The organism is Bartonella sp. MR100HLJHH (genome assembly GCF_042194215.1).
Classification (GTDB): Bacteria; Pseudomonadota; Alphaproteobacteria; order Rhizobiales; family Rhizobiaceae; genus Bartonella; species Bartonella grahamii.
Genome location: NZ_JBHIMR010000002.1, coordinates 77,146 through 91,948 on the forward strand (window position 1 = coordinate 77,146; position 14,803 = coordinate 91,948).

Annotated in this window: 11 protein-coding genes and 1 pseudogene; 7 read left to right on the plus strand and 5 right to left on the minus strand. The window is 41.0% G+C overall.

Annotated elements, in window-relative coordinates:
• Nucleotides 1-85 precede the first annotated feature (85 nt).
• Nucleotides 86-574: a DUF1036 domain-containing protein gene (locus ACFIJ7_RS01520; protein ID WP_375644447.1), complete on the plus strand. Its 489-nt coding sequence runs from the start codon at nucleotides 86-88 to the stop codon at nucleotides 572-574.
• A complete protein-coding gene (gene pyk, locus ACFIJ7_RS01525) occupies nucleotides 571-2,007 on the plus strand; it encodes a pyruvate kinase (protein WP_375635513.1) in 1,437 nt (478 codons plus the stop codon). The genes ACFIJ7_RS01520 and pyk overlap by 4 nt, the downstream gene beginning before the upstream one ends.
• 1,327 nt (nucleotides 2,008-3,334) lie before the next feature.
• Here the strand turns inward: pyk and ACFIJ7_RS01530 are convergent.
• Both ACFIJ7_RS01530 and ACFIJ7_RS01535 read right to left on the minus strand, forming a co-directional pair.
• Entirely contained in the window at nucleotides 3,335-3,718 is a 384-nt protein-coding gene (locus ACFIJ7_RS01530) for a cell division protein ZapA (protein WP_273787673.1), read from the minus strand.
• A gap of 12 nt (nucleotides 3,719-3,730) precedes the next feature.
• A complete protein-coding gene (locus ACFIJ7_RS01535; RefSeq protein ID WP_005774573.1) occupies nucleotides 3,731-4,006 on the minus strand; it encodes a DUF4164 domain-containing protein in 276 nt (91 codons plus the stop codon).
• Between the two features lie 332 nt (nucleotides 4,007-4,338).
• On the opposite strand from ACFIJ7_RS01535, the gene tkt reads away from it, so the two are divergent.
• The 5 genes from tkt to ACFIJ7_RS01560 all read left to right on the plus strand — a co-directional run bounded on the left by tkt (nucleotide 4,339) and on the right by ACFIJ7_RS01560 (nucleotide 11,525).
• Complete coding sequence (gene tkt, locus ACFIJ7_RS01540) at nucleotides 4,339-6,345, plus strand: transketolase (protein WP_273787674.1); 2,007 nt, start codon at nucleotides 4,339-4,341, stop codon at nucleotides 6,343-6,345.
• A gap of 202 nt (nucleotides 6,346-6,547) precedes the next feature.
• Entirely contained in the window at nucleotides 6,548-7,555 is a 1,008-nt protein-coding gene (gene gap, locus ACFIJ7_RS01545) for a type I glyceraldehyde-3-phosphate dehydrogenase (protein ID WP_375635516.1), read from the plus strand.
• A 515-nt stretch (nucleotides 7,556-8,070) separates the two neighbouring features.
• On the plus strand, nucleotides 8,071-9,264 hold the full coding sequence (locus ACFIJ7_RS01550; RefSeq protein WP_375644538.1) for a phosphoglycerate kinase: 1,194 nt from the start codon (nucleotides 8,071-8,073) through the stop codon (nucleotides 9,262-9,264).
• Nucleotides 9,265-9,391: 127 nt separating this feature from the next.
• A complete protein-coding gene (locus ACFIJ7_RS01555; protein ID WP_375629372.1) occupies nucleotides 9,392-10,423 on the plus strand; it encodes a class I fructose-bisphosphate aldolase in 1,032 nt (343 codons plus the stop codon).
• Nucleotides 10,424-11,186: 763 nt separating this feature from the next.
• A complete protein-coding gene (locus ACFIJ7_RS01560) occupies nucleotides 11,187-11,525 on the plus strand; it encodes a hypothetical protein (protein WP_375635518.1) in 339 nt (112 codons plus the stop codon).
• Between the two features lie 1,975 nt (nucleotides 11,526-13,500).
• On the opposite strand, the pseudogene ACFIJ7_RS01565 reads toward ACFIJ7_RS01560, so the two are convergent.
• The 3 genes and pseudogenes from ACFIJ7_RS01565 to rpmE form a co-directional block, all read right to left on the minus strand.
• Nucleotides 13,501-13,752, minus strand: a pseudogene (locus tag ACFIJ7_RS01565) (ABC transporter); the annotation flags it as partial.
• Between the two features lie 338 nt (nucleotides 13,753-14,090).
• Nucleotides 14,091-14,216 carry a hypothetical protein gene (locus tag ACFIJ7_RS01570; protein ID WP_375635519.1) on the minus strand — a complete coding sequence of 42 codons (126 nt, stop codon included), beginning with the start codon at nucleotides 14,214-14,216 and terminating at the stop codon, nucleotides 14,091-14,093.
• Between the two features lie 243 nt (nucleotides 14,217-14,459).
• On the minus strand, nucleotides 14,460-14,681 hold the full coding sequence (gene rpmE / locus ACFIJ7_RS01575) for a 50S ribosomal protein L31 (RefSeq protein WP_015856961.1): 222 nt from the start codon (nucleotides 14,679-14,681) through the stop codon (nucleotides 14,460-14,462).
• Between the last annotated feature and the right edge of the window lie 122 nt (nucleotides 14,682-14,803).

A 14,803-nucleotide genomic window follows, 5' to 3' on the forward strand; every position in this document is an offset into this window, starting at 1 on the left:
AAAAATATACGTTTTAGACTTGAAAAGCTTTTGAAAAAGAAGTGTGTAATTTGTTTTGAGAATTTGACATCATAGAGGAAGTTTTGTGATTTTAAAAAAACGATATTGGGTGTTTCAAAAAGGATTAAAGGTTTTTCTCTTGAGCATTTTGCTCTTGTTTCCCCTTGTTGTTTTTGCAAAAGCTGACTTTAGGGTTTGTAATACAACCCAACAGTCTGTAGGGGTTGCTCTTGGATATCGTACATTTTCAGGGTGGGTGAGCGAAGGCTGGTGGACGGTACCCGTGACGGAGTGTAAAACCTTAATTGAGGGGCCACTTGCTTCACGGTTTTATTATTTTTATGCGGAAGGGGCACAAAAAAAAGGGAACTGGGCAGGCTCTGTAACCATGTGTGTGCAAGATAGCCAATTTACCATTCAAGGGGTTCATGATTGTTTCCCTCGAGGATATCAAAAGGCTGAATTTAAAGAAATCGATACCGGAAATCAAACCAGTTGGATGGTACAGTTGACGGATGAGTCTTTGTTAAACAATTCTGTTGTCCCTTCTCTTTCAGGAAATGCTCCGCCGTGAAACGTGCACGTAAAGTGAAAATTATAGCGACTCTTGGTCCTTCTTCTTTTTCCAGTGAAATGATTGAGAAGCTTTTTAGGGCAGGAGCAGACGTTTTTCGTCTTAATATGAGCCATACTGACCGTGATATGATGGTTGATTTGGTCAAGTCTATACGAGAAGTTGAAAAAACAGTTCGGCGACCCATTGGTATTTTAGTCGATCTTCAAGGGCCAAAACTGCGTGTGGGTCGTTTTACTAAGGGTCAAGAAGATTTGCGTGTTGGGCAAAGCTTTACGTTAGATAATCGCGATGTGTCAGGTGATGCACAGCGTGTTTTTTTCCCTCATGAGGATGTATTTTCGGCAGTTAAACCAGGGGATCGGTTGTTGATTGATGACGGAAAACTGGAACTGCGTGCGCAAGTTTGTGATGGTCATTCTGTACAGTGTCGCGTGGTTGCTGGAACCCGTATTTCTGATCGAAAGGGTGTCAGTTTTCCCGATACAATTTTGCCTTTTGATTCGATGACGTCAAAAGATAAAGAGGATCTTCAGGCTCTTTTACAGCAGCCTGTTGATTGGGTTGCTCTTTCTTTTATTCAACGTCCAGAAGATATTATAGCGGTACGTCGATTGACGAAAAGCAAGGTGTCTTTGATGGCTAAAATCGAAAAGCCTCAAGCCTTGGAGCATATAGAGAAAATTATTGATGTATCCGATGGTATTATGATTGCACGGGGTGATCTTGGAGTGGAAATGCCTTTGGAAAGGGTTCCTGCACTTCAGATGGAGCTCATAAAAGCTTGTCGTTTAGCAGGAAAGCCTGTTGTGGTGGCAACACAAATGCTCGAATCAATGATCTCATCTCCTGTTCCGACACGCGCAGAAGTGTCGGATGTTGCTACAGCAGTTTATGCAGGAACAGATGCGGTGATGTTGTCTGCTGAATCTGCTTCTGGTCGTTATCCTGAAGAAGCCGTGCTTATGATGGATCGAATCGCGCGGCAAATCGAACAAGATCACACTTATGCAGCTCAGGTTGGGGCACAACATCCAGCACCAGAATCAACAGGAACAGATGCGATTTCTCTTGCCGCGCGTCAGATTGCTGAAACACTTGAATTAGCAGCTATTGTTGCCTATACGGCTTCAGGAACAACGGGGGTGCGCGCCTCTCGTGAACGTCCCAATAGACCGATTATTGCTTTATCTCCCATTGTGGAAACAGCACGGCGTTTAGCTTTAGTTTGGGGGCTTCATTGTGTGGTTGCGCAAGATGCACGGAATTTAGAGGATATGGTTGATCGTGCAGCAGCCATTGCATTTCAGGAAGGTTTTTGCAAAGGGGGAGATCGCTTTCTTGTGACAGCTGGTGTTCCCCTTGGAACGCCTGGAGCGACAAATCTCTTGCGTATTGCTTCTGTCTCTCAAGATGGAACGAAAGGGATTTGAGCCGTTTACGCATGGTGTTTTTTCATGCGCCTTTGAACAGGCTTTAAACACAACGCGTGTGCGCTTTTTGTGAATGCTTCCATAGACCTATTATTCTTTTATCTCCCATTGTAAAGATAGCAAGGCGTTGCTTTAGGTTGTCAGGTTTGGGGATGGGAGCAGATGCGGTGATGTTGTCTGTTGATTTTGTTTTAGTTCTGAGGAAGCTGCTTTTACGGTAGGGCATTTAATGGGAGACTCCCTTTTATTTCATTGAGGCAGGCATAGTGGGGATTGCTTTATTGATGTTTATACGAGCGAGATGTTCATTAATAATGAGAGTTCATTCTTTTGCTTTTTGAATGAGAGCCTTGAAATTTTTCTCATTTTAAACTTTTGCAAACAGAATTGAATAAAATTAAAATTATGTGCCTAAAAAGTCATGCTTGTACGTCACAAGTGGGGGGGCTTGTGGGTAAAAACTGTACAAGAAAGGCGCCTCTCTTATGAATCGTTTTAAGAGCCAAGGGGGCTGTTGCAATATTGGGGGCCGGTTATAATGATGGTGCTGGTTTGCTCTTTCTTTTATTAAGCGTGGAGATTTTGAGGACTGGGGAGAGAGATATGGATGGATTGTTTGTTATAAGGATAAAGATGTTGGTAGAGGGTGTTTTCAAGATTTATTATTGTCGTTTATGATGTTTGAAGTTGTCTCAGATTAACATAATCTTCGGGTTTGGCTTTTTTCCTGCTCTAAAGGATGAAAATACTAAAGTTCACGCTGGTTTATAAATGATACGGTTCTTCTAAGGTGGGTTTCATCTGATGGACATTCTAGGTGCAAAGACTCCATGGTGCTTATATTATCAAATGGCGGTGCTTTACGGGATAATAGATACGGTTATTTTTTAAATATATTTTGGATAGATATATTGAATCTGCTTGATCTTATCTAAGGGAAAGGACTTTTGGTATGCATTTATAGGGAACATGAATAGAGTTCTTTTTCTCGAAGGATGCTTTATTTGTTTATTTCTGTTGTCATTTATATGACTTTTTTTACAATGATGTTGGTTTTGTTATCTTGTTGCGCTGTTAAAAGGCATCTCATTTGAAGGATGGTGATATAAGGTTGCCTCCTTGATATAAGAGGTGTTTGTGCAGGGGTGAAATATTCAGAGTCGGGTTTTTTTGTTGAGTTTTAAGTTAATCCCATAAGTGGTGAGTAGCTGGAATCCTCTCTATAAAAAACCGGACCATTTACAGACTGGTGTGGGTTTAAGAGTTTTTATCCTGTGAGGTGTGGCGGACAAGTCAAATTACTGGTTTGTTACGCGCTGATGGACTTTTAGAAATCTTCCTGTTCTTGTTCTTGAAAGCTTGTGCTGTTTTGATCATCTTTGAGCAATTGGTTGGTGAGATTTTCAATGCGTTGTGTGGTGTCACGCATAATTTTCCCCATGGTGCGGTCTCTTTCGTTGTGGAGTCGTAAAAGAGCATTGTAGTCTTCTTGTAGTTTTTTATTTTCTCGTTTTATTTCTTCCATTTCATCGATAATCATTATGCCAGCCATAACCGATAAACGATGGTCGCCAATTTCACCAAAATTGTTCTTTAAATGTGTGATATATTGATCCAATTGAGCAGCAAGCGCGATAAGACGACGTTCTTGTCCTTTATCACAAGCCATGCGATAAATTTTACCATCAATGGTAACGGAAACAGTTTCCATACATTCAAACCTTTATCTATCAATGACAACACGAATTGTTTCCATTGCTTTAATAAGACGTTTGGAAACTTCTTTGTTTACGGACTCTAAGCGTTCAATTTGGGCTTCAGCTTTGTCAAGCGCTTGGGCAAGATGGCTGCGGTCAGCATTCATTCGTTGAATTTCTTCTTCCCATTCGTTATTTTTATCAATAACGGCATTGCGGTTTATTATGGTGATCTCTAAAGTTCTAAGTGCTTTTTCTAGGTGCTCTAGAGCATCTTGTAGAACCGTCGTTTCTTGGTTCATTGCTTTTATCCTTTGGGTAATTTTATCCTTTATCAATGTGTTATGCAAAAACGAATCACTTTCAATCTTGTATTGTGTGCGTTTTATTTTTAAGTATGTAGGATATTTTAGCAAGCAAAGCAGGGGATGGATATAAATTAAAAGCTGGATTTTTTGCGCGTATTGGCATAAATGACATGGATATACAGGACGCGTGAGGGGAATGTTGTTAATGTTATTAAAGTGGTGGCAAAAAGTCTCACGCTAATGGTTAAAATAGTATTTCTTGAGAGTTTTAAGAGAATACGGAAAAAGCAACAGAATAACGTATTTAACGAAATGGTCAATTATTCATGACAAATACCCACCAACAGAATCAGATGGCCAATGCTATCCGTTTTCTTGCTATTGATGCGATTGAAAAAGCAAATTCTGGTCATCCGGGCTTGCCAATGGGGGCAGCCGATATTGCTACGGTTCTTTATACACAGTTCCTTGCTCATGATCCTAAAAATCCTCGCTGGCCTAACCGTGATCGTTTTGTGTTATCGGCGGGGCATGGGTCTATGTTGCTTTATGCTCTCTTGTATCTTTCTGGTTATGAGGATCTCTCTCTTGAGGATCTCAAAAATTTTCGCCAATTAGGGGCAAAGCTTGCTGGGCATCCAGAATATGGGCATGTGGCGGGAATCGAAACAACCACTGGACCACTTGGACAAGGGTTGGCAAATGCCGTGGGAATGGCTCTTGGGGAGCGTTTGCAAAACGCCCGTTTTGGTGATCTCATCAATCATTACACTTACGCGTTGGTGGGCGATGGATGCCTTATGGAAGGAATATCTCAAGAAGCGATTTCCCTTGCTGGTCATTTGAAACTCAATAAGCTTATTGTGTTGTGGGATGATAATAATATTTCCATTGATGGAGAGATTTCACTTGCTGATAGTACTGATCAGATTGCGCGTTTTAAAGCTTCTGGTTGGGAGACACATAAAATCAATGGGCATGATCAAGCAGCAATTGCACGGGCTATTGAGGCGGCACAAAATTCCGATAAACCAACTTTGATTGCTTGTAAAACAACAATTGGTTTTGGAGCGCCAAATAAAGCGGGGACTAATAAAGTTCATGGAGCCCCTTTGGGCGCACGAGAAATCACTGAAACCCGTATCGCTTTAGGGTGGGAGGCTGAGCCTTTCGTTATTCCAGCCGATATTCTCGATAGTTGGCGCTTGGCTAGTCTCAATGCTGCTAAAAAACGTCAAAAGTGGGAAGCAAAATTTGCTGATCTTCCTGTCTCAGAGCGTGTGGAGTTCGAAAGATTGATGCGAGGCGATCTCGTGGGTGGATTTGATGGCGCTATTGATACTTATAAACAAAAACTGGTTGAAGAGCGCCCCGTTGTTGCTACGCGTAAAGCCTCGGAAATGGCTCTTGAAGTGATCAATGAAGTCGTTGTTGAGACCATTGGTGGTTCGGCTGATCTAACCGGATCTAATAATACAAAAAGCAGCCAGATGAAAAGTATCTCTGCTGAAGATTTTTCAGGGCGCTATCTGCATTATGGAATTCGCGAACATGCAATGGGAGCCGTGATGAATGGTCTTGCCCTTTATGGCGGCTTTATTCCTTATGGGGGAACCTTTTTATGCTTTTCTGACTATATGCGTCCCGCTATGCGGCTCTCTTCTTTGATGGGATTGCGGGTGATTTATGTCATGACTCATGATTCCATTGGTCTTGGTGAGGATGGTCCTACCCATCAACCCGTGGAGCATTTGGCTTGCCTGCGCGCAATGCCTAATCATCTTGTGTTCCGCCCTGCTGATGCTATGGAGACAGTTGAGTGTTGGCAATTGGCTTTGAAAGCACGCAAAACGCCTTCTACCTTGGCTTTGAGTCGACAAAATCTACCGCTTTTGCGTCAAGAGTATGAAGAAGAAAATCTCTGTATGCTCGGTGCTTATGAATTCCTAACAGCTAGCGATGATGCACAAGTGACGCTGTTTGCTTCTGGTTCAGAATTGCAAATTGCGGTGGAGGCACATGCGGTGTTAGAAGAAAAAGGCATTCCAACGCGTGTGGTTTCTGTGCCTTGTTTTGAACTCTTTTCTCAACAATCTCTCTCCTATCAGCGTGCTCTCATTGGAGATGCGCCGATTAAAATTGCCATTGAAGCTGCTGTCGCCCAAGGATGGGACCGTTTTATTGGCTGTGATGGTGTGTTTATTGGTATGGAGGGCTTTGGGGCAAGTGGAACAATTGATGCCCTTTATGCGCATTTCGGTATTACTTGTGAGAATGTGGTCGCCACTGTTGAAAAAGAGCTTGGAAAGATCAAAGAGGAAAAGACAAAATGACAGCTTGTGTTGTCATGAATGGGGTGGTTTTAGGGCATCATATTCTGTGCAGTGTTCTGGATGATCTTGTGCATTATTGTGGATAAGTGAGTGAGTGATCAAGATATTGACATTGTGGGAATTAATGATTTGGGATTGGTGAAATACCCATTTATTGTATTTTAAATGTTGTGCTTAAAAAATTGATGAGGAAACATGTGAAATGACAGTTCGTGTTGCAATTAATGGGTTTGGTCGTATTGGTCGCAATATTTTACGTGCACTTGTGGAAAGTGAACGGAAAGATATTGAAGTGGTCGCAATTAATGATTTGGGATCGGTGGAAACAAATGCCCATTTGTTGCGCTATGATTCAGTTCATGGGCGTTTCCCTGGGACCGTTAAGGTGGTAGGGGATGCCATTGATGTGGGGAGTGGTTTAATAAAGGTATGCGCAGAGCGTGATCCTGCTCAATTGCCTTGGAAAGATTTGGATATTGATATTGCTTTAGAATGTACGGGCATTTTTACTGCGCGTGATAAAGCAAGTGCTCATTTGGATGCGGGGGCAAAGCGTGTTCTTGTTTCTGCGCCTTCTGAAGGAGCAGATCTTACGGTCGTCTATGGGGTTAATCATCAATCTTTAAGCAGCGAGCATCGCGTTGTTTCAAATGCTTCTTGTACAACCAATTGTTTGGCGCCTGTTGCACAAGTCTTGCACAACACGGTGGGCATTGAAAAGGGCTTTATGACAACAATCCATTCTTATACGGGTGATCAACCTGTGTTGGATACAATGCATCGTGACCTTTATCGTGCACGTGCGGCAGCTCTTTCTATGATTCCTACCTCAACAGGAGCGGCAAAAGCTGTGGGATTGGTCTTGCCAGAATTAAAGGGATTGCTTGATGGTGTATCGATTCGTGTTCCGACCCCTAATGTTTCTGTGGTTGATTTGACATTTACCGCTAAGCGTTCCACAACAATTGAAGAAATTAATACAGCCATTGCTATTGCTGCACAAGGTCCTTTGAAGGGCGTTTTGGATTATACAGAAGAAAAACTCGTGAGTTGTGATTTTAATCATAATCCTCATTCAGCTATTTTCCACAATGATCAAACAAAAGTGATTGATGGTAAGCTCTGTCGCGTTTTGGTTTGGTATGATAATGAATGGGGCTTTTCTAACCGTATGAGTGATACGGCTGTGGCTTTTGCTAAGACAATATAAGAGGACCTCAGGGTCCTCCTTTTTATAGGAAAAAGTCTCATTTTTGTACAATTTTGAGAACAACAGATAGAGGCTGTTGTTCTCATGCGCTAGAGAGAAGAAACTATTGAAAAATTGATGGTGTGTTTTGTTTTAATACTGGGTCAATACGTGCTTTTAAAAGCTGCATGAAAGAGTAAACTTTGAAAAAGTAAGATCTGAACGAGACACTCTTTGAGAAAACGTCAGAAAATTAGGAGATGTAAATTCTTTTGCCTAGAAGTAAAAGGAAGCTTTAATAGAGATCAAGTTGAGCCAATGCATTTGTTTGCCACAATGGGATATGAAGATTAAGAGCAATGGTGGGCTTTTGTACATTTGATGATGAAAGCTTTGGCTTTTCAGAAGCAGAGGGTGAGAGATGGGCTGTCGTGGATCTCTTGTAAAAGCAAAGAGGGGATAAGTGGAAAGAAAAGTGGGCAGGGTTGTTGGATGCGTTTTTATTTGAAACAATGGAAAGTGAAGAGGAAGCAGTGATGGGGTTTCGTACACTTGATGATGTTGATGTCACTGGAAAACGTGTTCTTGTGCGGGTGGATTTTAATGTGCCAATGGCGCAGGGCAAGGTCTGTGATACGACACGCTTAGAGCGACATAAAGAGACACTCGTTGAGCTACAAAAGCGGGGTGCTAAACTTATTCTGCTTTCTCATTGTGGTCGCCCCAAAGGAAAGGTAGAGCCAGAGTTTTCACTCCGTCCTGTTGTGCAAGTGCTGGAAAAGATCATTAATCAGCCTGTTTCTTTTGTTCCTGACTGTATCGGTTCGGTGGTGCAGGTTGCGGTTGAGTCATTACAAAATGGGGGTGTTTTACTGCTTGAAAATGTTCGTTTTTATGCTGGTGAAGAAAAGAATGATTGTTCTTTTGCGGAAGCTTTGGCTCATAATGGGGATCTCTATGTCAATGATGCTTTTTCAGTTTCTCATCGTGCCCATGCTTCGGTGGAGGGAATAACGCATTTGTTGCCTTCTTATGCAGGGCGCTCTTTGCAAGGTGAGATGCAGGCGTTAGAAAAAGGACTTGGCAATCCAACACACCCTGTGGTTGCCATTGTGGGAGGAGCGAAAGTTTCCAGCAAGCTTTTTGTGCTCAATCATTTGGTGGAAAAGGTTGATCATCTCGTGATTGGTGGGGGCATGGCTAACAGTTTTTTAGCAGCGCAAGGTGTGTCTGTTGGTAAGTCACTGTGTGAACATGCGCTGATGGACACGATAAAAAAAATCATCAAAAAAGCGCAAGAGTGTCAATGTACCCTTCTGCTTCCTCAGGATGCTGTCGTTGGATTTCGCTTTGAAAAAGATGCACCGCATCGTCTTTATGACATTGAAGATATTCCACAAGATGGCATGATATTGGATATTGGGACACGCTCTATTGCGCATATCAATACTGTGATAGATAAAGCTGCTACTCTTGTGTGGAATGGACCCCTTGGTGTTTTTGAAATGTCTCCTTTTGATAAGGGGACCATTGCAGTTGCACGCCATGCAGCAGAACGTAGTTTGACGGGAAAGTTGGTTTCAATTGCGGGAGGGGGCGATACAGTTTTTGCTCTTAATCATGCTGGTGTTGCCAATGATTTTACTTATCTCTCGACTGCTGGAGGGGCTTTTTTAGAATGGATGGAAGGTAAGGTTCTGCCTGGAATTCTTGCCCTTATGCAGGTTTAGAGGGCTTCTTTGAAGAAGAAGGTTAAAGAAAAACTATACGGTCGTTTAAGGGTGTTTAACGTGTTGCGCACTTTTGGAAGTTTTAAGACAAAATGAAATTTTAAGACAAAGTAAAGAGGAATTTTTTATGAATGAACGGCTTGAAGATATTGCACTTGCTTTGGTGCATGCGGGTAAAGGTATTTTGGCGGCAGATGAAAGTACGGCGACCATTGGAAAGCGATTTGAAAGCATTGGTGTTGAATCCAATGAAGATAGACGCCGTGCTTATCGTGAAATGCTTTTTAGTACAAAAGAAGCAATGGAAAGCGCCATCTCTGGGGTTATTTTATTTGATGAAACCATTCGGCAAAAAGCATCAACTGGGAAAATGTTGACGGATCTTATTCGGGATGCAGGCGCTTTGCCAGGGATTAAAGTTGATACCGGTGCAAAACCTTTGGCCGCTTTTCCACAAGAGACAATTACCGAAGGGTTGGATGGTCTTCGTGAGCGGCTAAAAGACTATTATGCTTTGGGAGCACGTTTTGCTAAATGGCGTGCGGTAATTGCTATTGATGAACACACTTTGCCAACAAGAGGCGCAATAAGACAAAACGCACAAGCTCTTGCACGCTATGCTGCTTTGTGTCAGGAGTTCAAGATTGTGCCGATTGTTGAGCCCGAAGTGTTGATGGATGGACCATCGTGTGGGCATTCCATTACACGCTGCTTTGAGGTGACAAAAGCTGTCTTACAGACCGTTTTTAAAGAATTGTTTGAAGCTCGTGTTCTTTTGGAGGGGATGATTTTAAAACCCAATATGGTGATTGATGGAAAGGATGCCCGCAACGCTTCTGTTGAAGAAGTTGCTGAAAAGACCGTCCAGGTGCTTAAACAGACTGTTCCTGCCGCTGTTCCAGGAATTGCTTTTCTTTCTGGAGGACAGTCTGATCAGGAAGCAACGGCGCATTTATCTGCCATGAATTCTTTGGGCGCATTGCCTTGGAAATTGACTTTTTCTTATGGACGAGCATTGCAAGCAGCTGCTTTAAAAGCATGGGCTGGAAAAGATGAGAATATTGCTGTTGCACAGAAGGCATTTAGTCATCGGGCTTTGATGAATCATCTTGCGGCTTTGGGACAATGGACAACAGAACAAGAAAAAGCGTGCGCTTGAAGCACAAGCCCTATACCTAAATGCGGAGAGATTTTACATGTTTCTGCGTGATTTTGGGTGCCCTCATCATGATAAAAATGGCGGGGGCGTTTTAGGCTTGAAAGCTTTCTCAGAGGGTTTTCTCCTTGGACCTTTTAAAAGTCTCTAATGGGTACTATCGAGAGATAATATTGCGCAAGAGGTGCGATTGCGGGAAGGGGGAGATGGTGCTTTAAAGGAAATTTGTGAATGCGCAGCATCTTAGTATGGTGTCGTTCATGGGTGGGCACTTGCTTTTTGAATGAAAATTATAAAACTAAGACTGTATTGAAGAGTTTGATATTGTGATATTTTTTCTTTTTCATGTTATCATTACTTGTCATCAGCAGAATTCATTTGATTGCAGTTTCAAAGGTGGATTAAGCGGGTAGATTAGAGAGTTGCGATGTCTGAGTGGATTTTAATATACAGCTTATGAAGTTTTTGTGCGTCAAGATAGCTTCCTCTGCAATGGGGGTAGTCTTTCTATTGACGAACGAATTGAATAACTCTTGCTAATAAAATAGATTTGCACCTCAATAAAACACCTATTTTTTCGTTAAAATGAATAAATTTTTCTTGTATTTTGTGATGATATAATTAAAAGTAACTAACTTCATAGCATCTTGGCTTAAAATGGGGGGGAGTTGTGGACAGCATATCTTCCAAGAATAACAGTATATCTTCTAAGAATACAAGCATCAAAAGAAAAAATCGATACGCAGAACAGAGCTTTTCTGCAATTATGATGCGAAAATTGTGCAATATGGTGCGTGGGGTATTCGAAGGGATCTTTACAGTATTTACTTTCATAATTTTTATTATCTTGCTCAGCATACGTGGACCGGTTCATACCGCATTAAAAGTCTTTGGGTCGGTGAGTGGAATAGGGTGCTTTTTGTTTTTTTTCGGATATCTCATAGAACGCCGTGAAGCAGCAGATGAAGCCGCTATATCGTACGCATTATTCTTAACAATTCTTGAAGGCGTTTCTTCTATTTGCTGCCTGTCTGCTGCGTGGGGTTACGACGCTCTCTTATTCCGTTTAGCACCTCCTGGGTATGTTCTTATTCTCCCTGAATAAATAGAGTGCAATTTGTTTGCATACAAATCAAGATGAGAGGCTGTCTGTCTCTCAAATTCTTAATAATCGCTCTCCAAAATCGTAACATTAGACCCGCGTTTAATGAGAGGACTAACAAGCCTTGGTCCTTAAGCTCAAGGCAATCCTTTAAAGGTTGCGCCTAACGGCATCCTTGACCTAAGACACCCAAACGGCTTATTTTGTTTTTCTCATGCGGCTCTGAAATCATGATATAAGGGGAAAGCTTCTCATGGTGCCTAAATGGTATCTTATCGTGTGTTAAATGGAAAAATCAGAAAAAGCATTTTTATGCAATATAATCCAATTATGATTTTTTTATTTAAACATAAAGGACTTAAAGTCTTCTACAAGCTGATACGATAAAAGGGGGAAGGTCGCCTATACTGAGCAACTAAGGCGTATTTTAGGTGCTTTTGATATAGCTATATCTCCAGATGACTTTGAATGACTTATCCTTTTAGCTCTATTCACTACAAGGTCATTTTGAGGGCTATTGGTTAATGATTGTAAAGGAAAATTAGCACGTAATATTTCGCTTTGCTGGTATAGATGCTGAATGAGTTAATTATCCAGAGGATCACTGAAGAGGGAGTGCTAAAAAATGATGGAAAATCCTCTGTACCTCGGTGAACTCGTGGTTGAAGATATAATTGTAGAACTTGGCTTATCTGTTACTAAAACAGCTGAACGGTTTGAAAGGGTTAGGGTGTCAGTTCTGCATATGCTTGGCTAGCTATACAAAAAAATTATGATTTAGTGCAAGCTTTAAAACATAAACACCTTAAAGATATATCCTTTTTGTACATGTTTTTATCATCGTTAACGTGCCTTCTTAAAGCACGACAAGGGGGGGCTATAAAGTTGAGGGCTGCAAATATAAATGATGGCGTTGGTGGTGGTGTGGGAAGATGGTGTCCAATTAAAGTACGCTATCCTTATTTTTATAGGCTATGACTGGAAGAAAGAGCTGGAGAGACAATTTGTGAGCAAAGAGAAAGTGTTTTGAGGATGCGTGTCTGCAAGAGCAAAACAGTGGTTGTGGTGATATTTACAAACAATAAATTTGATAAAATTTTACGATTTTTCCAACAGCTGGTTTATTATAAAAGCTGTTGCTTATACGCGCTCACAAAAGTTATAAGAAGCCCAAAAGCGCTAAAAGAGTCTTTGCTCTTTTTCAATAGTACGGATCTGCAAACAATGTTCAAAAAGTGTTCGTTTTTTTGAAAGAGAATAAAAGGATACTCTTGCAGATGAGAAAAGCCTATTTGTGAATTACAATTTGTCATGATTTTCGGTAAACACTATTGTTTAGGGCGGTGATAGAGGGCATGAAAAATTTTTCATATTCAGTTTTTTTAAGAGTGTGATCAGTCTTTAGGGTAGAGCTTGTATCCAGCCTATCAAGTGGGCCGCATAAGGGCTTCCTCGGTAAGGCGAGCACCATTATACTCTTTGCCAGTCGTATACTCTTTCCAGCGCCCCAATGTTGTGACAGCCCTTGGTATTTAAAGGGATAAGAGAGGCATTTTGTTCTTTTTGTACAGCTTCACTCCACACACTAACTCTGCTTGTGATGTGCAAGCCAAGAGATTTTGTTTGATTCACTATGAGGGTTTGACATGAGAAAATCCTATGGTATTCATGATCTCTCATGAAAAACAATGAATTACTCTTATAAATCAACGTAACAGTGCTGTTATGAAGAGAACTCCTTGCACATCTTAATAGTTCATAAAGATTAACTGGGATCATTTTATATTTTGTACACAGATGAAGTATTTTTATAAAAATGCTCCATCTCACGCAGAAAAAAACAGCCCGTTAAGACTTTAAAAAGAAAAACACCTCAATGCTTGCCCTCTTTTTCCATGAGAGATTCAAATTGATAAGCCTGTCTGAAAAGAGTACTGTTTATGTGCCCTTAAAGATACTGCTCTTGTATCAAGATCACTTACTCAGGTGAAAATTGGAGTTTTGCGAGGTAAGCATAGACGCCATTTTTTGCCACAAGTTCTGCATGGGTTCCTTCTTCCACAAGAGCGCCTTTATCCATCACGAGAATACGATCAGCTTTTAAAATTGTTGCTAAACGATGTGCAATTACCAAGGTTGTACGATTTTGCATTAATCCTTCTAAGGCATTTTGCACCAACTTTTTACTGTTTGCATCTAAAGCAGATGTTGCTTCATCAAGCAGCAACACTTTGATTTATAATAATAGTTCACTGTTTTGTATGTTGAATGGGGATCCCGAATATTACAGGATTTTCTCATTTCAAACCTGTTCCATGTTGAATCAACAAAAACCATGTCTCTTGTACGTTACAAGTGGGGAGAGACCGCGTGAATAAAAAAATATTAAGGAAGGACTTAAAATGTTTATAATAAATCGTCTCAAGTGCCAAGGGCTGTAGCAATACCCATGAGCTGGCAAATATAATGATGGTGCCGGCTTGCAGCAACAGGGGTGCATTTCTTAGAATTGCACGTGCAATATCAATGTGTTGTTTTGTCCCCCAGAAAGCATGGTACCACGTTCTCCTATTCACGTATCAAGCTATCTGGTAAAGCTTGAATCAGTTCAAGCGCATTAGCCGCTTTAGCGGCGACAAGAATACTCTCTTCACGGGTATTTTTCAGTTCCAAAAAAAGAAGAATGGTTTGCAATTATTTTATTTCAGGTCGTTATACTCTACGAGGAAGGATTTATGCTCGTATTTCAAACTGATTTTTAAATTTAAAAAACGCAGCCACCAAGATTTATTAGTGCCTAAGATCCCATCTATTTATGTTGGATGCGTTTTTGAATTAATATTTAAAGTGCACTCTTTACAGCATAAAAAAACCAATCACTTACAATAGAGCAATCATTTTTTAAAACTTGTGCTCTTTATAATCAGGAATAGGCTTTTACATGCCAATATTACCAAAACGATTTTTGAATTTAGAAAGACGACCGCCACGGTCTACGAGTGTTTGGGAGCCACCTGTCCATGCTGGATGCGTTCTTGGGTCAATATCTAGATTAAGAGTATCGCCTTCTTTTCCCCAAGTAGAGCGCGTTTTATATTGGGTTCCATCCGTCATAACAACGGTAATTGTGTGATAGTTGGGATGAATATTCGCTTTCATGCGTAAAAACCTTTTGCGTTTACAGAATGAAACAGCACTTGCTCGATTTTTTAAGTGCGCTTCCTTTGTCTTTTTGATACATTGATTAAAGTATTTATTCCTATAGCTGAGCATGCATAAAA

Bases quoted from the DNA above. Each gene is read 5' to 3' on its own strand.
- gap (WP_375635516.1), top strand. From the start codon at position 6,548: ATGACAGTTCGTGTTGCAATTAATGGGTTTGGTCGTATTGGTCGCAAT.
- ACFIJ7_RS01560 (WP_375635518.1), top strand. From the start codon at position 11,187: ATGATGCGAAAATTGTGCAATATGGTGCGTGGGGTATTCGAAGGGATC.
- tkt (WP_273787674.1), top strand. From the start codon at position 4,339: ATGACAAATACCCACCAACAGAATCAGATGGCCAATGCTATCCGTTTT.
- ACFIJ7_RS01535 (WP_005774573.1), bottom strand. From the start codon at position 4,006: ATGAACCAAGAAACGACGGTTCTACAAGATGCTCTAGAGCACCTAGAA.
- rpmE (WP_015856961.1), bottom strand. From the start codon at position 14,681: ATGAAAGCGAATATTCATCCCAACTATCACACAATTACCGTTGTTATG.
- ACFIJ7_RS01550 (WP_375644538.1), top strand. From the start codon at position 8,071: ATGGGGTTTCGTACACTTGATGATGTTGATGTCACTGGAAAACGTGTT.
- ACFIJ7_RS01530 (WP_273787673.1), bottom strand. From the start codon at position 3,718: ATGGAAACTGTTTCCGTTACCATTGATGGTAAAATTTATCGCATGGCT.
- ACFIJ7_RS01555 (WP_375629372.1), top strand. From the start codon at position 9,392: ATGAATGAACGGCTTGAAGATATTGCACTTGCTTTGGTGCATGCGGGT.